At 57.9% G+C, this 22,273-nt stretch carries 16 protein-coding genes; 12 read left to right on the forward strand and 4 right to left on the reverse strand.

Going from position 1 to position 22,273, the window contains the following annotated elements:
- Positions 1-42 precede the first annotated feature (42 nt).
- On the forward strand, positions 43-1,485 hold the full coding sequence (gene mltF / locus E4656_RS17210) for a membrane-bound lytic murein transglycosylase MltF (RefSeq protein WP_135484550.1): 1,443 nt from the start codon (positions 43-45) through the stop codon (positions 1,483-1,485).
- A gap of 15 nt (positions 1,486-1,500) precedes the next feature.
- On the opposite strand, the gene E4656_RS17215 is transcribed toward mltF, so the two are convergent.
- Positions 1,501-2,454 carry a S1 family peptidase gene (locus E4656_RS17215; RefSeq protein WP_135484551.1) on the reverse strand — a complete coding sequence of 318 codons (954 nt, stop codon included), beginning with the start codon at positions 2,452-2,454 and terminating at the stop codon, positions 1,501-1,503.
- 389 nt (positions 2,455-2,843) lie between these two features.
- On the opposite strand from E4656_RS17215, the gene E4656_RS17220 reads away from it, so the two are divergent.
- The 5 genes from E4656_RS17220 (at position 2,844) to E4656_RS17240 (ending at position 11,731) form a co-directional block, all read left to right on the forward strand.
- Entirely contained in the window at positions 2,844-5,015 is a 2,172-nt protein-coding gene (locus E4656_RS17220; protein WP_135484552.1) for a type I secretion system permease/ATPase, read from the forward strand.
- Positions 5,012-6,373, forward strand: coding sequence for an HlyD family type I secretion periplasmic adaptor subunit (locus E4656_RS17225; RefSeq protein WP_135484553.1), 1,362 nt, complete (start codon positions 5,012-5,014; stop codon positions 6,371-6,373). Before E4656_RS17220 ends, E4656_RS17225 begins: the two co-directional genes overlap by 4 nt.
- 35 nt (positions 6,374-6,408) lie before the next feature.
- Positions 6,409-7,077 carry a hypothetical protein gene (locus tag E4656_RS17230; RefSeq protein ID WP_135484554.1) on the forward strand — a complete coding sequence of 223 codons (669 nt, stop codon included), beginning with the start codon at positions 6,409-6,411 and terminating at the stop codon, positions 7,075-7,077.
- A 176-nt stretch (positions 7,078-7,253) separates the two neighbouring features.
- Entirely contained in the window at positions 7,254-8,027 is a 774-nt protein-coding gene (locus E4656_RS17235; RefSeq protein WP_135484555.1) for a hypothetical protein, read from the forward strand.
- A 29-nt stretch (positions 8,028-8,056) separates the two neighbouring features.
- Positions 8,057-11,731, forward strand: coding sequence for a calcium-binding protein (locus E4656_RS17240; RefSeq protein WP_135484556.1), 3,675 nt, complete (start codon positions 8,057-8,059; stop codon positions 11,729-11,731).
- 65 nt (positions 11,732-11,796) lie between these two features.
- Here the strand turns inward: E4656_RS17240 and E4656_RS17245 are convergent, their stop codons facing one another.
- The 3 genes from E4656_RS17245 to E4656_RS17255 all read right to left on the reverse strand — a co-directional run bounded on the left by E4656_RS17245 (position 11,797) and on the right by E4656_RS17255 (position 15,659).
- Positions 11,797-13,026, reverse strand: coding sequence for an argininosuccinate synthase (locus E4656_RS17245; RefSeq protein WP_135484557.1), 1,230 nt, complete (start codon positions 13,024-13,026; stop codon positions 11,797-11,799).
- A gap of 144 nt (positions 13,027-13,170) precedes the next feature.
- Positions 13,171-14,529 (reverse strand): NAD(P)/FAD-dependent oxidoreductase, encoded by a 1,359-nt coding sequence (locus E4656_RS17250; RefSeq protein ID WP_135484558.1) that lies wholly within the window; start codon positions 14,527-14,529, stop codon positions 13,171-13,173.
- Positions 14,530-14,759: 230 nt separating this feature from the next.
- Positions 14,760-15,659, reverse strand: coding sequence for a flagellar protein MotY (locus E4656_RS17255; protein WP_135484559.1), 900 nt, complete (start codon positions 15,657-15,659; stop codon positions 14,760-14,762).
- A gap of 195 nt (positions 15,660-15,854) precedes the next feature.
- Between E4656_RS17255 and E4656_RS17260 the strand changes: the two genes are divergently transcribed.
- The 6 genes from E4656_RS17260 to E4656_RS17285 all read left to right on the forward strand — a co-directional run bounded on the left by E4656_RS17260 (position 15,855) and on the right by E4656_RS17285 (position 22,267).
- Complete coding sequence (locus E4656_RS17260; RefSeq protein WP_135484560.1) at positions 15,855-16,334, forward strand: YbhB/YbcL family Raf kinase inhibitor-like protein; 480 nt, start codon at positions 15,855-15,857, stop codon at positions 16,332-16,334.
- Positions 16,335-16,564: 230 nt separating this feature from the next.
- Positions 16,565-18,265: a methyl-accepting chemotaxis protein gene (locus tag E4656_RS17265; protein ID WP_135484561.1), complete on the forward strand. Its 1,701-nt coding sequence runs from the start codon at positions 16,565-16,567 to the stop codon at positions 18,263-18,265.
- Between the two features lie 79 nt (positions 18,266-18,344).
- Positions 18,345-18,992, forward strand: a complete 648-nt coding sequence (rnt, locus tag E4656_RS17270) for a ribonuclease T (protein WP_205849257.1) — start codon at positions 18,345-18,347, stop codon at positions 18,990-18,992.
- An 11-nt stretch (positions 18,993-19,003) separates the two neighbouring features.
- The gene (speE, locus tag E4656_RS17275; RefSeq protein WP_135484563.1) at positions 19,004-19,867 is read left to right on the forward strand and encodes a polyamine aminopropyltransferase; all 864 of its coding nucleotides are present in this window, start codon (positions 19,004-19,006) and stop codon (positions 19,865-19,867) included.
- A gap of 233 nt (positions 19,868-20,100) precedes the next feature.
- A complete protein-coding gene (locus E4656_RS17280; protein ID WP_135484564.1) occupies positions 20,101-21,297 on the forward strand; it encodes a thiamine pyrophosphate-dependent dehydrogenase E1 component subunit alpha in 1,197 nt (398 codons plus the stop codon).
- On the forward strand, positions 21,290-22,267 hold the full coding sequence (locus tag E4656_RS17285) for an alpha-ketoacid dehydrogenase subunit beta (protein WP_135484565.1): 978 nt from the start codon (positions 21,290-21,292) through the stop codon (positions 22,265-22,267). Before E4656_RS17280 ends, E4656_RS17285 begins: the two co-directional genes overlap by 8 nt.
- The last annotated feature ends 6 nt before the right edge of the window (positions 22,268-22,273 follow it).

Consider the following 22,273-nt stretch of genomic DNA (forward strand, 5'->3'; position numbering starts at 1 on the left):
GCCGGTATCATACTGAATCAGCCCGGAATTTTCATTGCCCGTATGCATATTTTGGTTCGTCAGAGATTGATCCGTCGAGGTGCTATCTGGGCTTTCGTCGGTCTGCTGGTACTGGCTTTCCTCCTGCTGGGGTTCTCCCGGGTCAGTCATGTCGAGCGCATAGAGCGCGAAGGCGTGCTGCGTGTGGTCACCCTGAACGACCCCCGGCACTACAATGCCCAGGGCGATACGCTGGAAATGTCTCTGGCGCACCAGTTCGCCAACCATCTTGATGTGGACCTGCGCTTCCACACCGCAGACAGCACCGAAGAACTGCGCCGGGCCCTGCGCCTGGGCCTGGCCGACATGGCCATCGGTGGCATTGTTGTGCCCGCCAGTCAGGCTGGCCCGCCGGACATGGCCTACTCGCGGCCCTATATGGATGTACTGCAGCAAGTGGTCTACAAGCGCAACCAGGTGCAGACCCTGAATGAACTGGCGACCCTGACCGGAGCCGTGCGCGCCAACACGCCCCAGTACCGGGCCCTGCGCGCGCTCAACTCGGACCCCCCACTGGATATCGTCGCCTTCGAAGGTACCACCGAAGCCCTGCTGCAGGCACTGGGCAATGGCGAAGTGGACTATGCCGTGATCGACTCCAACGATCATGCCTACTATCGACCCTACTACCCCAGCCTGCGCCATGCATTTGATATTTCCGCACCGCAGCCGGTAGCCTGGCAGTTCTATGCCAACCGGGATGGCTCGCTGCGCCATGCGGCCAACCGGTTTCTGGATGATCTGGAGCAGTCCGGCCAGTTGGAAATCGTGCTGGACCGACACCTGGGACATTTGCGCGAGTTCGACTACGTGGGCATCCGCCGTTTCGAGCGCCACGTCAACCAGCGCCTGCCGCCATTGCGGGATTACTTCCAGAATGCCGCCGAAGAAAGCGGGCTGGACTGGCGTCTGCTGGCTGCCGTGGGCTACCAGGAATCACACTGGCGGCCCAATGCGGTTTCACCGACCGGGGTCAGAGGCATCATGATGCTGACCCTGCGCACGGCCGGTGACCTGGGTGTCAGCAACCGGCTCGACCCCCAACAGAGCGTCATGGGCGGCGCCCGCTACCTGGCCGAGCTGCACAACCGGGTGCCCGACCATATACAGGACCCGGATCGCATGTGGTTCGCACTGGCGGCCTACAACGTGGGCATGGGGCATGTGATGGACGCCCGGCGCATTGCCGCCGCACTGGACGAGAGCGCCGACTACTGGGCCGAACTGCGCCAGTACCTGCCGCTGCTGCGCGACCCCGAATACTACCGCCACACCCGCTTCGGTTTTGCCCGGGGCGACGAGCCCGTCATCTATGTGGAAAATATCCGCCGCTACTACGACCTGCTGCGCTGGATGTTCCCATCCGAAGATGAGTCGGACACCCTGCTGCCCGGCCTGGAACCGGAAGCGCCCGCCATAGTGCTGCCGCCGCTGTTCCAGCTCTGACCGCCGAGCCGACGCTCAGGGGCGTGCGAAACGACGGCGCCCCGCCACCAGCAGAAACAACACCAGCATCAGCAGGAACAGAGGTGAAAAGGCACCGGTGGTTTCGTTGACGCGGCGGGAGACGACGTGTTCTTGGACGGAGTACAAAGCAGGGCCTGACAATGCCCAGTCTCTGATTGCAGCAACACGTGTATAGCCCGCAGGTATCTCAGTTTCATTGCAATCACCAGAAAAACCGAAACTGGTCAGACCTACCAGAACAGGAGTTGCCCCTCCTTCATATACCAATGGTCCACCGCTGTCACCCTGACAAGCATCCCCATCGTCGAACGCACCGGCAAATACCACATAGTCGCTCCACGAGTTCCAGACGCGCTGGGCGTCACTGATATCCGTCGTCAGGAAGCTGGCTTCACTTTCCAGGGTCAAGGTTACCCCCTGGAGGATGTCTGAAGTTGAGCTCTGGACGCCGGATTCAGTCTGTCCCCAACCGTAGGCAATAACCTTTTCCCTACTGTTTACCCACTGATCACTCTGCCTCTTTGTGGCCAGACGAACCGGCTCGACACCCGCAGGCACATTGTCCCCGACAAACACCAGCGCAGCATCCTTGTACAAGCTCTCGTAGCCTGGAAATATCTCGATCTGGCTCGACACGACCCTCTGACTAACAGGCACCTGAGTGTGATCGCCACCGGGCGAGTTGAAAGTAAACCGGACTCGCCTGGCTTTGGTCTGAGAATGGTCATCAAATACACAATGCGCGGCCGTAAGCACCCAGCCATTGCCGATATAGTTGGCACCGCACTTGAACGTGAAGGTGCCGGAAAAATCTATTTCCATGAATACGATGTAGGAAGGAGGATCAGTGACATCCTCCCCATTGATGATTTTGGGTTCCACGAGATAAAACCCGGTCAGCAGCCACCACAGGGACAGGGTTGAGATCAGAACACCGGTTTTCTTCATCGGCAGGGTCAATCCTCAGGCAGAGGCAGGCTCATCCTGAGCCTGCTGGCATCTTCTTGTGACCCTGATACTAGCGCAATGACGGCAACCAGGCCATGCGCAGACTCTGTTGATATTCAGCCTGCTCATCAGACTGAACCCAGGGATAAAGAAAAATGAGACCCTCCTCACATATCCTGAATGTCGCGGTTGTTTTCTCGTTCTGAGCCTTCCCAGGCATGCAGAGTTGAAATATGGTTTTTCAGGCAGGCGCCAGAACAATGCCCTGGAGCCTGCGGTAGCCACTCCACATGTGAGAGGGCTATCAACTCCGGTCAAAAGGAATTACAGGGTTTACAACCTGAATAGCGGCCGCATCCAGATTAAAGGGAATCAGGGACACCGATGGCATGGAACCTCCACAACTCCTGTCTGCTCCGGAAGCACTGGCACTGGTCGCTCGATTTCATGGCGTCGCGGCTGATGCGGAGCAGATCAGGCACACGATCGGCAAGCCCGAGCAAACATACGAGCTGGCTGATGTTGTTCAGGCCGCCAGGCAACTGGGGCTAAAGGCGCGCTCATTCAGGGCACGAGTTGATCAGTTGCAACAACTACCCTTGCCCGCTTTGGCGTTGCATCAATCCGGCCACCTGCTGATCATCGCCCGTACAGACGGCGACAAGGTGCTGGTGCATGACGTGCAGACCGGTCAGCCAGACACTCTGGCGCTGGACAGCCTTGCAGATCAACTGACCGGCGATCTCATTCTGGTCAGCCGTCAGCAGACCTTGTTTGATACAGCGCAGCGCTTCAGCCTCAAATGGTTTCTGCCTTCCATTCTGAAGCACAAGAACCTGCTGAAGCAGGTTCTGCTTGCCTCCCTTTTTGTGCAGTTGTTTGCGCTCATTACGCCGATGTTCTTTCAGGTGATGATTGACAAGGTACTGGTACATGAAGGGCGAACTACATTGCATGTGCTGGCCATCGGCCTCCTGGCAGTATCCGCATTCGATGTGCTGTTGAATGGTCTGCGCACCTATGTGCTGTCCCATACCACCAGCCGCATCGATGTCGTACTGGGGTCAAAGCTGTTCAGCCATCTGACCAAGCTGCCGGTAAGCTACTATAAAGCCCGGCGTGTCGGCGATACCGTCGCCAGAGTCCGTGAACTGGACACCATTCGTGAGTTCATAACAGGGTCCTCTGTCACGCTCATTATTGATGTTCTCTTCACCTTTGTCTTCTTCGCCGTCTTGTTCCTGTACAACGTTACGCTCGCGCTGGTAGTTCTCGCCTCCATTCCCTGCTATGTCCTGTTGTCAGCAATCATCACTCCGGTATTACGCTCACGCGTTCAGGATATGTTTCGACGGGGGGCTGACAATCAGGCCTTTGTTGTCGAGTCGGTAACCGGGATGGACACTCTGAAAGCCATGGCCGTTGAACCCCTGATGCAACGCAAGTGGGAGGGCCAGTTGGCTGCCTATGTCAGTGCATCGTTCAAGGCCAGGAATCTGGGCAATATATCAAACCAGGTCGCCAACCTTATAAACAAGGTGATCACTGTTCTGATCCTCTGGGTGGGTGCAGGCCTGGTCATGCAGGGCGCCATGACCATCGGTATGCTGATCGCATTCAATATGATCGCCGGGCGCATCAGCGGCCCCATACTGCGGTTGGTCCAACTGTGGCAGGACTTTCAACAAACCGGCATCTCTCTGCAGAGGCTGGGTGACATCCTGAACTCACCGGTCGAACCCGGGCACGACCCCAACCGCACCTCACTCCCGGACCTGAAAGGTGAAATCAACTTCGATCACGTCACCTTTGCTTACGACCCAAACCGCCCCCCGGTACTTAACGACATCTCCCTGAAAATACCAGCCGGTCAGAGCATCGGGATTGTCGGTCGCTCAGGTTCAGGCAAAAGCACACTGACTCGACTGGTTCAGCGCCTTTACGCGCCAGATTCAGGGCGGGTGCTGGTTGACGGCATCGACCTCGCCATGATCGACCCTTCATGGTTGCGCCGACAAGTGGGAGTTGTTCTGCAGGACAGTTTTCTGTTCAACCGCTCCATCCGAGACAATATTGCCCTGGCTGACCCCGGTGCCCCCATCGAACGTGTTGTCAACGTAGCCAAGCTGGCAGGAGCGCATGACTTTATTCTTGAGCTGCCTCAGGGCTATGACACACCCACCGGTGAACAGGCTGGGTTGCTGTCAGGGGGCCAGAAACAGCGCATCGCCATCGCCCGAGCACTGCTGACCAATCCCAGGATCCTCATCTTCGACGAGGCAACGAGTGCACTGGATTATGAATCAGAATCAATCATCCAGCAGAACATGGCCCAGATCGCAAAGGGACGAACCGTCATCATCATCGCGCATCGCCTTTCCACTGTGCGCCATACGGACAGGATTGTCGTGATGGACAAGGGGCGCATTGTGGAAACCGGAGACCACAAGCATCTCCTGGCCAAGCGTGGCATCTATGCTCATCTGCACGCACTGCAAAGTGGCACCGCAGATTCAGGTCGACACGAAGCCATGCTTGCCGCCGCCGGAGAGACATCATGATGGCTCGCCTGCCAACAATCGGCCGCCGCAAGAGGGAAGCAGTTGACCCCATCGCCAATGACTTCAAACCTGCGGCTATAGCACTCGAAGAGGCACCGCCGAGCCGTGTGGCACGGGGCATACTGTGGTCAATCATGGCTTTTTTCCTTAGCGCGGTTGCCTGGGCAAGCGTGGGACGTGTCGATGTCGTCGCCGTCACAGAGGGCCAACTGGTACCCAAAGGGCGCACGAATATCGTTCAACCCTCGCAAATGGGGAGAGTGGCACAGATTCATATAGAGGATGGTTCTCTGGTCGAGGTTGGCCAACCGCTGGTTACTCTGGACGGCACTGAGACACAGGCCGAAGTCACTCGATTGCAGGATATCCGGCAACTGACACAACGGCGCCTGCAAAGACAAACCTTGTGGACTGAATTCCTGCAACTCGGCCTGTCAACCAACGAGTCTTCCGAACCTGCTCAGATACAACTCGAGACAGAGGATGCCTTGCTTTCCAGCCGGCATCAGGCCCTGCTGGTTATGGATGCGGGCCTGGCGCAACGCCTGCGGGCCCGCGAACTGGAATACTCAAGAACCTCTGCAACAGTACAGCGACTTGAGCAGACTCAGCCACTGTTGGCAGAGCATGCCAGTGCAATACAGGCTCTGAATGAGCGCGATATGGCACCCAGAGTAGAGCTTATCGCCATGGAGCGTGAAATTATTCAGATGGATGGCCAACTTGAAGGCGACCGTTTGAGATTGATTCAGCTGGAAGCGGAAATTGAAGAAATCGAACATCAGCGGAGACAGCTCTGGACTGATGCATTGGAAAGATCACTGACCGAGCAGGAATCTCTGGAAGCAGAACTTGAGGATCTGGGACAACAACTGGTGAAGGCCACCTCCTTGAGTGAGCAACAGGTGTTGCGAGCCCCGGTCAGCGGCATCATCCACAACCTGCAAGTCAATACCATCGGCAGCGTAGTCCAGCCAGCTCAGACGCTGCTCGAAATCATTCCCAGTCAGGAGCGGGTCATAGCTGAAGTCTGGGTCGACAACCGTGATATCGGCTTTGTCAACGAAGGGCAATCCGCTTCACTGAAACTGAACGCTTTTGCTTTTACCCGGTACGGCACAGTTCCGGGGACAGTTACCAGTGTTTCCAATGACGCCATCGTGGATGAGAACGCCGGTCCCAGATACCTGGCCCGCATTGAACTGGATCAACATTATATCGACCTGGGCGGCAAGGAAGTCAGTCTGGCACCGGGCATGACCCTGAGCGCCGAGGTCACCACTGGGCAACGACGGCTGATCGAGTTTTTTGCCGCGCCCATACTGTCCGCGCTGGATGAAACAGGTCGAGAGCGCTAATCCAAATCAGACAGGAACTGTACCAAGGAAAAAACATGACCGTCCTCAAAAGATACACACCACTATCCGTACTAACGCTGATCTTGGCCGGCTTGCTGTCCTTGCTCGGTCTGGGGACAACGGCCTTCAGCGAAGAAGGTCAGACAATAGCCTGTCTTGAACCCCCGTTGGAGCAATACGGTACAGCGGTGGAAGACCCTGCTCATTATTTCAATCTGTCACCGGATTGCGTGGTTCAGGTGCCCGGAGAGCCGGGCACAGACGAAGAGAACCTGCGTTTAAGTGTAGGCCTGTGCTTTCCTGAGTTGATACGCTGCGATGAAACAGACAATCACTATTATCGGCTTCATATATCCAACCAATATGCCCCTGACACTTTCGCCGGGACTAGAGACTTGTTCTCCCTAACCCATGACGAATATCTTTCCACCACAGAATACGATGTATTAATCAGCTCGCCATCCATGAGAGAAAGACATGAAAGAACTCTCTACGTATATATATCTAGCAACAATAAGGATATTTTTATCACGTGCCATGATATAGCTCTCAACTGCATTCTTCATGGCCAAATACATGCCTCTGGCGTTTCCTACTCTTTGCGCTCAAATAACATGGCATACAGGGACTGGCCTCAACTACATGAGGCTGTAATAACCTTTGTAGAGGCGACAATCGAGCACACTGGCAATATAGCACCCTAGCGCTATTCCAATTGGGAAGCTCCTTTTCATAGATACTGTACCCAACTGTAGTAAGGAAAACACGAAACCCACGCGAATGAGAAACAAGGAGACGTTATGTCCAACCCACACAACAACCTCGCCGACTTTGCCAGCCAGTACCATGACAACATGGCCAACAGGGTGCCAGTAACACAATGACCAACAAGGACTCTTCCGCCATGACTCGCTATTTGACCGCAATATTGAACACTCTGGCTATTGCTATCTTCACCTCATTGGTCGGAGCACTTGCTCTGAAAGCCGACACCGACCGATATGGAGTGGACTGCACAACATCTCCAGATCACGAGGAACACGTTCAGATAGACATAGAATCGGAAACCGTTTATGTGGGGGATTGCGAACTGCCAATCGAGAACCTCAACTATCAGGGGATTAGTGACATCACTGATAAAACCACATATATATGGAATTCAATTGGAAGACATGTTGACCTCAGGCCTCAACTGTTGTCGGGGCGTTTTAGCATCATGGATTATTTCATATTAACGGGGAACCTGGAGAGTATAGAGATACTTTTTGAACTGGGCTACAGGCCAGACCAAGGGGACACTCTATCTTTAGAGCTTTTACTACGATCACTATCTTGGTTTGACTCCGGTTTTCTTGAAACAGAAACCCAAAGAAGTGACTATGCCGCTATGATGGAGATATTGATAGACAACTATTCTGACATAGACTTTGAATACCATGAAGTAACATTTATTGAGTCATTCATCATGTCATTCTGTTCCACAAGAAAGTATGAAGACGGAGATCTTAGCAAATTAACCCTCTCTCAAATAAACCCTGAAATTGACATTGGGAGGAATCAAAATATAGACAAGATAAAAGCATTAGTAGAACTGGATCTATACGATTCTGACTGCGTCTCACAACTAAATGAATACTTTAGAATTAACTATTAATTGAAACAAACACATAAGGAAATGAAATCGTGAAACACACAAAAGAAAGCCTTATCAGAAGTCAGTTAACAGAAATTCAGGCCGAAGCCCAGAAGCAGGGAAGAGTATTTGCCCGCGCACTTACCGGCGGAGGCTCTACCGGAAACGAATTGCTCGATGACATGATGTCTATCAGCAACATCGCTCTGGACGACAGTGGCCCCTCTAGGGTGACATCCATCTGGAGCTCAATTGAAGAGGTGGCAACAGCCTCAGCGACGCTATGGGCATACCACTACAACATCAACAGACTGGTAGCGGAATTAGAGGAGGGACTGGAGGCATGGGATCTCCCGCCTCTCACTGAGGAGGAAAGAATCGAACTCTTTGAGGCAGCGGTCTCAGCACACACAGAAGGAGCGAGAGAGATACTACAAGATAATTCAGATTCAGAAGAGGCAGACAGCAACCAGAGTGAAGAGGAAGCAGGCGAAGAGTCAAACGGTGGTGGCTCCGGAGGTGAATCGGGCAGCGAGTCTGGTAGTGATTCCGGTGGTGAATCAGGCAGCGAGTCTGGTGGTGATTCCGGTGGTGAATCAGGCGGTGATTCCGGTGGCGAGTCAGGCGGTGATTCCGGTGGCGAATCAGGTGGCAGCTCAGGCGGTGGCACTGGTGGTAGCTCAAGTGGGGCCGGAGCCGGCGGTGGCAGTGGTTCCGGCGGGAGCTTCTTCACTCCCCCTCCGCCTCCTCCGCCAAATCCTGGCCCCATTCCTGGCAGTCCAATTGTTCTGAACCTTGAAGGTGAGGCTATTGATACCACGGGCCTGGATGAAGAAATACACTTTGATCTGAACGGCAACGGCTTCCGTGAACAAACGGGCTGGATTACTCCGGACCAGGGTTTTCTTGTACTGGATCGTAACGGCGACGGCATCATCAACGATGGCACCGAACTGTTCGGTAACTGGACAGAGCTCGGGTCCGGCACTACTGCCGCGAATGGCTTTGAAGCTCTGGCGGAGTTTGATGAAAATGGTGATGGTGTTATTGACGCTCAGGACAGTATCTATTCCGAACTCCGTGTCTGGGTAGACCTGGATCAGGATGGTGTCAGTGACAGCGGTGAGTTGTTTACTCTCGCCGAGTTGGGTATCGCCAGTATTTCTCTGGAGTACTCAACCAGCAACCATACTGACGAGCATGGCAACGAATTCAGGCAGTGGGGTCATTTTACAACGGTCGATGGCATACAGAGAGATGCAGTCGATATCTGGTTCCACAAGGACCCGACGCTGACCCAGGAGCAGGAGCTCGATGTTTCTGCTGATATCGCAGCACTGCCCGACATGCAAGGTTACGGGACCGCCCATTCACTGCACCAGGCGATGGTCAGGGATGAAACAGGAAACCTGAAGGTACTGGTAAAACAATTCACGGAAGAAACCAACTCAGAGCGACGGCAAGAACTGATTGAAGATATTCTGTACGAATGGACGGGTCAGACAGAAGACGATAAAACAAAATTCGGCAACCGGTATGACTTTGTCGACGGTCGAAAAATTGGGGTTCTGGAAGCCTTTACCGGCCATTCAATCGGCGGTCCAAGAGGGACCGGAAGGCAGTATGCGGAACAGTTCCATGGACAGTTCAATCAATGGGCAAGCGTAGTCTACAGTCAACTGATGATGCAGTCGCATCTGTCAGACATCTTTGCGGAGGCTGACTTCACCTGGAACGAAGAACTGCAAACCTGGACTGGCCATTTCGATCAGTCGACGGAAGCTCTTGTCGACAGGATGCTCTCCCACCCAGACCAGTCTGCAGCCCTGTTGAGTGACTACATAAGCGTAATTGAAGGTATCAACCCCTACAACAATGCCAACAAGCATGCTGCTATTGCCTCAATGCTCGAGATCTCACAAAACCATGATTTGTCACCTGAGCTGGCAAACTTGATAAGCTCAACACTGTTTGAAGGCGACCAGTGGTTGATGACAGCCTTTACCGATGCCTTGGCGGGAGACTCGAGTGACCTTGAAATTGTGCAGAACTGGATGGCGGGCCATTCTGGCGGCCAGATCATTACCGGAGAGCCGCAAGAGACTGGCAGCCTGCGAGGTACTGCTGGCGATGACCTGCTCATCGCCGGCAAGAACGACCGGCTCTACGCCGGCGGCGGCAACGACACCCTGATCGGCGCCGAGGGAGCGAGGCTCTATGGCGAGTCCGGGGACAACCTGCTCGTCGCGGCCACCGACTCCCAGCTCCATGGGGGTTCGGGCAGTGACACCTACCAGATCGGCAGTGATGTCCTCACCACCACCATCCGTCACAACAACCGGAACAACCAGGACGCTGGCACCCTGTCGTTCGGAGACGGCATCAAGGCCGAAGACCTGCGTCTTGAGCGCCATGGCAGTCATCTGCACTTCGTGCACGGGGACCAGCGCATCGTCATGAACCGCTGGTTCGACAACCATCGTTATCGAGTCGCCCAGATCCAGTTCGCCGACGGTGAACCCCTGGATATATCGGAGTGGTTGCAGGCCCAGGTGGTCTACAGCGAAGCCGACCCGGGTGACCAGACGCTCAATGGCCACAGCGGCGTGGATCATATGGTAGGTCATGATGAAGGGGTTAATACACTGCGCGGTGGCAATGGGGACGACACCCTGATCGCCGGCAAGAACGACCGGCTCTACGCCGGCGGCGGCAATGACACCCTGATCGGCGCCGAGGGAGCGAGGCTCTATGGCGAGTCCGGGGACAACCTGCTCGTCGCGGCCACCGACTCCCAGCTCCAAGGAGGTTCGGGCAGTGACACCTACCAGATCGGCAGTGAAGTGCTCACCACCACCATCCGTCACAACAACCGGAGTAATCAGGACGCTGGCACCCTGTCATTCGGAGACGGTATCAAGGCCGAAGATCTGCGCCTTGAGCGCCATGGCAGTCATCTGCACTTCGTGCACGGGGACCAGCGCATCGTCATGAACCGCTGGTTCGACAACCATCGTTATCGAGTCGCCCAGATCCAGTTCGCCGACGGTGAACCCCTGGATATATCGGAGTGGCTGCAGGCCCAGGTGGTCTACAGCGAAGCCAACCCGGGTGACCAGACGCTCAATGGCCACAGCGGCGTGGATCATATGGTAGGTCATGATGAAGGGGTTAATACACTGCGCGGTGGCAATGGGGACGATACCCTGATCGCCGGCAAGAACGACCGGCTCTACGCCGGTGGCGGCAATGACACCCTGATCGGCGCCGAGGGGGCGCGGCTCTATGGCGAGTCCGGGGACAACCTGCTCGTTGCGGCCTCCGACTCCCAGCTCTATGGGGGCTCGGGTACTGATACATTCCTGTTCAAGGAAAATGTTGACGGAGCCAGCGTTCAGGTTGGATCTGCCTCGGACAAGGCCGTCTTCGAAAATGCCGATCCCAGCCAAATATGGCTGAGCCGATCGGGCAACCATCTGCTGATTGACCTTCTGCACACGGAGGAGACTGTGCGCATCGATGACTGGTTCAGAAGAAATGATCGGCAATTAGCCGAACTGAAAGCAGGTGACTCTGTGGCGACCACTGCTCAGATCGAAAAGTTGGTCAGTGCCATGGCAGCCTTTTCACCATCCGAAGCATCTGATGACTCAGGTAGCATTACTTCATCTGTACAAGAAGAGCTCAAAGATGTCCTGAGCGCCAACTGGGGCACTGCCGCCTGACATTCATGTCTGTCGGCATCAATAAGGGCTGGTTGCCAGAGGGGCAACCAGCCCTTGCGAGTGCCCTATTTCAGTTTCAGCGGGCTGCGGCCCTTGCTGGCGGCGATGCGCAGGCGCAGGGCGTTCAGCTTGATGAAGCCTTCGGCGTCTTTCTGGTCGTAGGCGCCGGCATCGTCTTCGAAGGTGGCGATGCTTTCATCAAACAGGCTGTCGTCGGAGCGACGGCCGGCGACGATCACATTGCCCTTGTAGAGCTTGAGGCGAACGTCGCCGTTCACGGTCTGCTGGGAGGCGTCGATCATTTCCTGCAGCATCAGGCGCTCGGGGCTCCACCAGTAGCCATTGTAGATGACTTCGGCATACTTGGGCATCAGTTCGTCTTTCAGGTGGGCGGCTTCGCGGTCCAGCGTCAGGGATTCGATGGCGCGATGTGCCCGCAGCATGATGGTGCCGCCTGGGGTTTCGTAGCAGCCGCGTGATTTCATGCCGACATAGCGGTTTTCGACGATATCCAAACGGCCGATGCCGTGCTTGCCGCCCACTTCATTCAGGTAGGTCAGCACTTCGGCGGGGGTCATCTTCTTGCCGTCGATGGCAACGATATCGCCCTTCTCGTAGGTCAGTTCGATGTACTCGGGCTGATCTGGCGCCGCTTCGGGGCTGACCGACCAGCGCCACATGTCTTCTTCGGCTTCGGCCCAGGGATCTTCCAGAATGCCGCCTTCATAGGAGATGTGCAGCAGGTTGGCATCCATGGAGTAGGGAGACTTCTTGCCCTGCTTGTTGAAGTCGACTGGAATGTCGTGCTGCTCGCAGTAGGCCATCAGCTTTTCGCGGCTGGTCAGGTCCCATTCGCGCCAGGGGGCGATCACCTTGACGCCGGGTTTTAGCGCATAGGCGCCCAGTTCGAAGCGCACCTGGTCGTTGCCCTTGCCGGTGGCCCCGTGGGAGATGGCATCGGCGCCGGTTTCGTTGGCGATCTCGATCAGGCGCTTGGCGATCAGCGGCCGGGCGATGGAGGTGCCGAGCAGGTATTCGCCTTCGTAGATGGTGTTGGCGCGGAACATGGGAAAGACGTAGTCACGCACGAATTCTTCGCGCAGGTCCTCGATGTAGATTTCCTTGATGCCCAGCGCTTCGGCCTTGGCGCGTGCCGGTGCGACTTCTTCGCCCTGCCCCAGGTCCGCGGTGAAGGTGACGACCTCGCAGTTGTAGGTTTCCTGAATCCATTTGGCGATGACGGAGGTGTCCAGGCCTCCTGAGTAGGCGAGTACGACCTTCTTGATATCGGACATGCGGGGGCTCCTGCTGCTCAATGATATAGGCGCGTTATTGTACGGAGCCGTCTGCAGCAACTCAACGGATGGTTTGTTTGTAGGCGGTGGCCCTTGGCCACGCATGGGTGCCCTGGCCTGAATGCGTGAGCAAGCCCCGAAACGTCAGAACGCGGGGCTGACCTGTATGGGCTGACCCGGTGCAAAACGCTGGTAGCGGAATCGACTCAGGTCGTAGCCGGTTGCGCTGCCCGCCACCAGGTCGGCCACGACTCGTCCGATACCGGGGCCGATGCCAAACCCATGCCCGCTCATGCCGGTGGCGACAGTCAGCCCCGGCACGGACTCGATGCGGTCGATAATCGGCACTGTATCCGGCATGGTGTCGATCATGCCACCCCAGGCCTTGCTGAAGGTGGGTTTGGGCAGTTGGGGAAAGATCTCGTGAAAGCGCGTCGCCATGCTGTCGAGCAGTTTCATGTTGGGCGGCGGGTTCAAAATGCGCTGCTTCTCGAACGGGCTCTCTTCGTCAGCGGACCAGCGCCGGGGCGTGCCCCAGGCATCCGGGAAACCGGCAGCGGCTTTCAGGTGGAAGCCGGTGCCGCCATGGGCACTGCGAATCAGCGGAAAATAGGCTTTCAGGTGCCGGAAGGCATCAGGCCCGATAAACAGCTCTCTATAGGTGCCATGGGCCAGCGTATAGCCGCCGTCCTCGCGCCGGCGCACAGCGAAATCCTCCTCCGCGACGCCACCGCGCAGCACCTCGGGCAGCGGGTGCGTGGCACCGACGGTCGACTTGACCGACAGCTGCGGAAAGCTGACCCCATGGGCCCGCGCCAGCAGTGACGACCAGGCGCCCCCGGCCAGCACCACCTGGCTGCAGCGGATGCGGCCCTTTTCGGTGACCACCCCGCAGATCTCGCCGCCCTGAGTATCCAGCGCCCGTACCGCACAGCCCTCATGCAGGCTGACCTCGGGCCGCAGGGACAGCGCATGCGCCAGAGTCGGCACTGCCTGCCAGGGTTCGGCCCGGGCATCGCTGGGTGTATGCAGAGCACCCGGCCAGCGCAGCCTGGCCTCCGGCATCAGGTCGGCAAGTGCCTGTTCGGACAGCATGCGGCTGTCGATGCCATTGGCTTTGGCGTGCGGCAGCCAGTCTTCATACTGCGCCAGTTCGCGCTCGCTGTTGGCCAGGTACAGGATGCCGGTCTGACGGAAACCCAGACGCTCGCCGCATTCTTCGGCCAGTTCCTGCCAGATGCAGTTGGCTTCCACCATGATGGGCAGCTCATGCGGGTCGCGGCCCTGCTGGCGAATCCAGCCCCAGTTGCGCGATGACTGCTCGCCGGCAATGCGACCCTTTTCACAGAGGGCCGTTTTCAGCCCGCGCCGGGCCAGGAACCAGGCTGTCATCACCCCGACAATGCCGCCACCGATCACCACCACATCACAGGCCTCGGGTGGGGCTTCCGGGAAGGTGGGTGTGGAATCAACGGAGAAGGGGAAATTGATGGTCCGAGTCATGACGAGTCCTATGAGCCAAGTGCAGTCAGACTCTACTGCAGCGGCGCGGTGGTGGCCAGTGCCAGCTCGTTTGTCGGGGCTTGGGTTGCTTGGCAGGCGACTCCAACCGTGGCTCCCAACCTTCCTGTAGCGAGGGACGCAAGTCCCGATTGGGGCCCGCAGGGCCTCGTATGAAGGGCGGCTGCGCCGCCCATCGGGACTTGCGTCCCTCGCTACAGAGGCATATCGGATCATTCGAGCGAGAGGTCGACGCGCTCCAGGCGAATGGTGGTGCGGCGGTTCTGCGCGCGGCCTTCGGCAGTGTCATTGCTGGCTACCGGGTAGCGGTCACCGTGGTAGTCCACCAGTATCATCTGCGGGTCCACGCCCCGGTCTACCAGATAATCCCGCACCCGCAGCGCCCGCCGTTCGGACCGGCGGCGACCGTCAAAACGGGTCGCCTGATTGTCACTGTGACCTTCCACATAGACTGCAACAATGTTGTCATCATTGAGAATATAGGTAACGACATTGTTCAGCATGGCCTGCTGCTGCCGGGTCAGCGAGTCAACGCCAGTGTCATAATTGACCACATTGCGCTCAACCTGATCAAAGTTCACCGGCAGCAGTTGGGTAATACACTGCCGATACTCTTCGATATAGTTCCTGAACCCGACCGGTGACACCCGCAGCCGCACCGGCCCGTTCATGCCCCGGCCCTGGCGGGTAAAGGTGGGCGACAGGCCGGTTTCAAGCCCGGCGATCATGGCCAGCGCACGGTCCGTGCCCACGGCCAGCGGTCGCTGACTGTCTCGAACCTGCACATAGCCCAGGTCACGTACCATTTCCGCCGGGCGCCAGCTCGGTGCTTCCACCGCCAGCGCGGCATAACCTGCCTGCATGCGGTTGTAGGGCGTCTCGATAAAGAACTCCAGATCCTCGCCCGCCCGGTGATAGAACACGGCCTCGCCATACTGCGGAATGGGCTGCCGAAACTCGCAGGCGAACCGATCACCCTCCAGCAGCCACATGGTATTCTGCAGGCCCGCACCGTATTCCACCGCACGCGCATGTCCCAGCGGCGCTGACAACAACAGCGCAGCGGCTACCAGACCAGTACCACAGATACAGTAAACTCGGGATTTGGGCATGCGACAGACGCTCCAGAGTGTCAGCATTCGAAACAGTTCAACAATCAATTACATCAGTATCCGTTGTAGCGTCCATTCGCGCCAGAACTTGAATGCTCCGCTCTCATGCCCGTAGGCCCTGCAGTGACGGATACATTGAACTATGCTGATGCTGACAAGACACAACATTCAACGGAAGAACGAGGAGGTTTGATCATGCCTTTTGCACTCTCGGACATCACGCTGAGCAGCCCTGCATTTGCTGACAAGCAGACCATTCCCACCCGCCATACCGGCGATGGCGAGGACACCTCACCCCCTCTGCGCTGGACGCTGACACCGCAAGGCAGCCAGTCCTTTGCCGTGATCTGTCATGACCCGGATGCGCCACTGGTGTCAGCCAATGGCACCTACGGTTTTGTACACTGGGTGCTGTACAACCTGCCGGCCGGCACCAACTCGCTGGAAGAGGCCACCCAGGCTGGGACGCCCGGACAGAACAACTTCGGCCATGTCGGCTATGGCGGCCCCATGCCACCCGAAGGACACGGCCTGCATCGCTACTATTTCTGGATTCTGGCCCTGAACCAGAATCTGGACCTCGAGCCCGGCCTGACCCAATGGGAATTTCTGCAGCAGGCGGAGCCCCATATCATCGGCATGAACCGCCTGGTCGGTACCTACCAGCGGGATTGATCCGGTCCCGCATTCCTTTTCCGGTGCGCATGGGCGCACCGGGTCCACCACAAATCATGGCCAGAACTGACTCGTCTCAATATCCTTTAGTCGTACACTGGTCTAAAATTACTCAAGACCCAGACAGCGCAAGCCGATAACCAAAACAATAACAATCTGCCTGGTGTGATGGCGCCACAATGGGTCAATACCCGGCCGTAATAACGAAGTACTTTTGCGGAGTGCCACATATGAAACTCAACACCATTGGCAGCCATCTGCTGATTGTCCCCGTTCTGGCCCTGGTGGGTCTGCTCATCGTCGGCGGCCTCGCCATTACCACACTGGAACAACGGGTCATGCAAGGTCGCGAGGATCGAGTCGTTGCCGTGATGGACCTGGCCCTGGGGTTGATCGATCACTATCAGTCCCAGGTCGCCTCCGGCGACCTGAGCGATGAGGACGCCCAGCGTCTGGCGCGCGATGCCATCCGCAGTTTGCGCTATGACACCATCGAGTATTTCTGGATCAACGACATGGGGCAGCCCTACCCCAGAATGATCATGCACCCTACCGTGCCCAGCCTGGACGGAGAAATACTCGACGGCCGCAACTTCTACTACGCCACCCTGGCACGTGATCTCGATGGACGCACCACAGAGAGACTGGACAACGAGAACCTTTTCGTAGCCTTTGTGGATGTGGTCAACCGCTTTGGTGAAGGCTTTGTCGAATACCAGTGGCCGCGGCCTCTGGCCGGTGGCGGCGTTACTGACGAGCGCTTCACCAAGCTGTCCTTTGTCACCTACGACCCCGAATGGGAATGGCTAATCGGTACCGGTATCTATGTCGATGATGTGGCCGACATCACCTGGGGGCTGGCCTTGCGGTTCGCCCTGGTGGTTGCGGTGCTGATTCTGGCTCTGATCGGCGCCACCTACTACGTGCGCCGTTGGGTACTGAGCCACCTTGGCGGAGATGTGCACGACACCGTCAGCATAGTCAATCAGGTGGCCGAGGGTGACTTTACCGTCCAGATTCCATTGCGGGCCGGCGACAAGACCAGCCTGCTGGCGGCCATCAGCCGCATGACCGCGCAACTGCGTGATCTGGTCTCCAATCTGCAGTCGCTCTCGGGCACGCTGCTGGAACAGGCCACCTCGCTGGCCCAGAGTTCAGAGGAAACCCGCACCATCATGGCCAGTGTGCATGATGAAACCGCACAGGCGGCCACCGCCGTGCACCAGATGTCCGCCACCACGCAGGAAGTGGCCACCAATGCGGCTTCGGCAGCACAGACCACCAAGGGAGCTGAAACCCGGGTGACGGAAGGCCATGACTCGGTCGAGAAAACCATCCGCGCCATCGAGACCCTGCACGGGAATGTCAGTGAGCTGTCGGAGGTGCTGTCACGGCTGGCCAAGGACGGTGAAGAAATCGGTCAGGTGACGGCAGAGATCGGCGGCATCGCCGAGCAGACCAACCTGCTGGCTCTCAACGCTGCCATCGAAGCCGCCCGCGCCGGCGAGCAGGGGCGCGGCTTCGCCGTGGTGGCAGACGAAGTACGTACTCTGGCCAGCCGCACCCAGACCTCGACGCAGGAAATCAGCGACAAGATCGGGCGCGTACAGGACGGCAGCAACCAGGCCGTGGAGACCATCAACAGAGGTCAGGAGCAGGCTGCGGCCACCATCGAGCAGGCCAACCAGTCGGGGCAGACACTGGTGGCCATCCGCCAGTCCATGGAGGAACTGACCGACATCAACACGCAACTGGCCAGTGCTGCCGAGCAAATGGCCACAGTGGCCAATGATGTCAATCGCAACATGGACAGCATTGCCCAGTCGGTCGAACAGACCACGGAGAGCACCACGCAGATCTCCGAGACCAGCCAGAGTCTGCAGACCATGGCCGATGAACTGGAGCAACAACTGAAGCGTTTCCGTATCTGAAGAATGCACCACCCACACAGCGGTGGCAGATCGTCCTTGCGATTTCCTGCCACCGCTCTACCATTGGGGCACACTCAGGATGGAAGGCGATGTGACAGACCCCAATGATCAGGTCATAGCCCACCGCTTTCGCGGCTTTCTCCCCGTAGTCGTGGATGTGGAAACGGCCGGCTTCAACGCCCGTACCGATGCGTTACTGGAAATTTCCGCTGTCCTGCTGGATATGGACGAAGAGGGCTATATCGCCCCGGCGGAACAGCTCACCTACAACGTGCACCCGTTCGAAGGTGCCAACCTCGAACCGGCAGCGCTGGAGTTCACCGGTATTGACCCGCATCACCCGGAGCGCGAGGCCGCGGATGAACGCGAAGCCATGACCGAGGTGTTCCGGCTGATCCGCAGAGAGGTGAAAGCACAGGGCTGTACCCGGGCCGTGCTGGTAGGCCACAACGCCAATTTCGATCATGGCTTTGTGATGGCTGCCGCCGAACGCATTGACGCCAAGCGCAACCCCTTCCATCCGTTTTCGTCTTTTGACACCGCCTCCATGGCCGGTCTGATCTATGGCCAGACAGTGCTCGCCAAGGCCTGTCGGGCGGCCGGCATCCCCTTTGACAATGCCGATGCCCACTCGGCGGCCTATGACGCCCTGCGCACGGCTGAACTGTTCTGTGCCATGGTCAACCGGCTGCTGGAAGTCGGCGCCTGGCCGCCCGAGGGTCACTGAGGAGACCATACATGACTCAAACCATTTCCGAACGGCTGTACGAAGGCTATGCCCAGACCTTCGAGGCTTCCGAACTGCTGTTCGAAGTGCGTACCGAACATCAGCATCTGCAGATCTTTGAAACCCCGGCGCTGGGCCGGGTAATGATGCTGGACGGCATTGTGCAGACCACCGAGAAAGATGAATTCATCTACCACGAAATGATGGTGCATGTGCCGCTGTTCGCCCATCCGAAACCGCGCCGGGTACTGATCATCGGCGGCGGTGACGGCGGCATTCTGCGCGAGGTGCTCAAACACCCCGAGGTGGAACAGGTCACCCAGGTGGAAATCGACCAGAGCGTCATCGACCTGTGCCGCCAGTACTTCCCCAATCACTCTCAGGGTGCCTTTGACGACCCCAGAGCCAATATCGTGATTGCAGACGGGCGCGAGTTTGTAGCCCAGTGCCAGGACCGCTTCGATGTCATCATTTCCGATTCCACCGACCCCATGGGCCCCGGCGAAGTGCTGTTCACCAGTGACTTCTATGCCGACGAGAAGCGCTGTCTGAACCCGGGCGGCATCATGGTGGCACAGAATGGCGTGCCCTTTCTGCAGGGTGACGAAATCACCACCACCTGGCGCCGGCTGACCCCCCTGTATCAGGATGCCAGCTTCTACGTGGCCCCGGTGCCAACCTATGTCGGCGGTTTCATGACGCTGGCCTGGGCCACGGATGACCCCGCCCTGCGGCGCCAGTCGGCAGCCGATATCGCGTCCCGGGTGCAGGCAGTCCAGCGGCAGAACCCGGAGTTCCGGCCCCGCTACTACAACGAGGATGTGCATGTGGCCGCCTTTGCGCTGCCCAACTATATCCGCGCCCTGCTGAACTGAGTGTAAACCCAGCCATCCACCCCTGACAGCAGCCTCGGTTGAGGCTGCTGTCAAGCCAGCCTTCCACCTGCGTGTCCGGGATTTGCCCCGGTAAACCGCTTTCACCCGTTCCCCTGCCTGTGTTTTGGTCTACCCTAGTGCCACAGAGCAGAGCCGGAAGATCCCGGTGCTGCTGCTGATAAACAGCCACTGTCGGAGATCCCGACAGTCAACAACAACAAGGCAGGCTTATCATGAATGTAAGCGATCAACGCAATACCAATGCGGATATTGTGCACAAGCCGCACTTTATCAGCGGCCATGCGATGAAGATCCCCACGCTGCGGGTGCTGCAGCAGAACGGCAAGGTCTACAAGGATGCTGTTCTCCCTGAGATTGATCAGGAACTCGCCCTCAAGATCTACGATACCTTTGTCTTTATCCGCGCGCTCGACGAGCGCATGCTGGCCTCCCAGCGTCAGGGCCGCATCAGTTTCTACATGACCGAAACCGGTGAAGAAGCCAATGACATCGGCAGCGCCGCCGCCCTGGAGCCGGATGACATCATACTGGCCCAGTACCGCGAACAGGGCGCTCTGGCCTTTCGGGGCTTCACCGTCGACGAGTTCATGAACCAGATCTTCTCCAACGAGCAGGATCTGGGCAAGGGCCGCCAGATGCCCATCCACTACGGCAGCAAGCGGCTCAACTACTACACCATTTCCTCCCCGCTGGGCACCCAGATCCCCCAGGCCACCGGCGTGGCGCATGCCCTGAAGATGCAGGGCAGGAAGAACTGCGCCATCTGCTACTTCGGCGAGGGTGCCGCCTCCGAGGGCGACTTTCATGCCGCCCTGAACATGGCCGCCCTGCTGAAGGTGCCGGCCATCTTCTTCTGCCGTAACAACGGCTATGCCATTTCCACCCCGGCACATGAGCAGTATGCCGGTGACGGCATCGCTGCCCGGGGTGTCGGCTACGGCATGCAGACCATTCGCGTTGACGGCAATGATGTACTGGCCGTGCTGCTCGCCACCCAGGAGGCCCGCCGCCTGGCTGTGGAAGAGCACGAGCCGGTATTGATCGAGACCATGACCTATCGCCTGGGTGCGCATTCCAGCTCGGATGACCCCAGCGGCTATCGCAGCCGCAAGGAAGAAGACAGCTGGCGCAAGAAGGACCCCGTGGCCCGCATGCGCCAGTGGATGGAAGCCAAAGGCTGGTGGGACGAAGAACAGGAGAAGGCCGCCCGGGAGAAACACCGGGCCGCCGTCATGACCGCCATGAAGAAGGCGGAGAAGGTACCGGCGCCACCGCTGGAAGACCTGATCAACGATGTCTACGAGACACCCCCCTGGCATCTGCGCGAGCAACTGGAAGCCCTGAAGGGCCATATTCGCCAATACCCTGACGAGTACAGGAAGACCGCGTGGAGGCTGACCGATGAGTAAGATGAATCTGCTGCAGGCGGTCAACAACGCGCTGGACACCGCCATGGCCAAAGACGACAGCGTGTTCTGTTTTGGCGAGGATGTGGGTCACTTCGGGGGCGTGTTCCGTGCCACCAGTCACCTGCAGGAAAAGTACGGCAAGACCCGTTGCTTCAACACGCCCATTACCGAGCAGGGCATTGTCGGCTTTGCCAACGGCGCGGCTGCCGCCGGTATGCGTCCGGTGGCCGAAATCCAGTTTGCCGACTACATCTTCCCCGCTTTCGACCAGATTGTGAACGAGACTGCCAAGTACCGCTACCGGTCCGGCAACGAGTTCGACGTCGGCGGCCTGACCATACGGGCACCCTACGGGGGTGGCATTCACGGTGCACACTACCACTCGCAGTCGCCGGAAGCCTTTTTTACCCATTGTCCCGGCCTCAAGATCGTGGTGCCGCGCAACCCGGAACAGGCCAAGGGGCTGTTGCTGGCCTCCATTTTCGACCCGGACCCGGTGATCTTCTTCGAACCCAAGAAGCTATACCGGGCCTCGCAGGGTGAAGTCAGTGATGACGAATACACCCTGCCGCTGGGCAAGGCCGAGGTGGTGCGCACCGGCACCGACATCACCCTGGTCGCCTGGGGCGCCCAGATGCCGGTGGTGGAACAGGCGGCGGACATGGCCGAACAGGATGGCGTGTCCTGTGAAATCATTGATCTGCGTACCCTGCTGCCCTGGGATCGGGACACCGTTGCCGACTCCGTGTGCAAGACCGGGCGCCTGCTGATCAATCACGAGGCACCCAGAACCTCCGGTTTCGGGGCCGAGATTGCGGCCGAGATCCAGCAGGCCTGTTTCCTGTATCTGGAGGCGCCCATCACTCGGGTGACCGGTCTGGATACGCCCTTCCCTCTCGCCCACGAGAAGGAATACATGCCGGACCACCTGAAAACCTATGAGGCCATCAAGGCCAGCCTGAACTACTGATGCACC

Origin of the sequence: Natronospirillum operosum, from assembly GCF_004768465.1 — a bacterium.
GTDB lineage: Bacteria > Pseudomonadota > Gammaproteobacteria > Pseudomonadales > Natronospirillaceae > Natronospirillum > Natronospirillum operosum.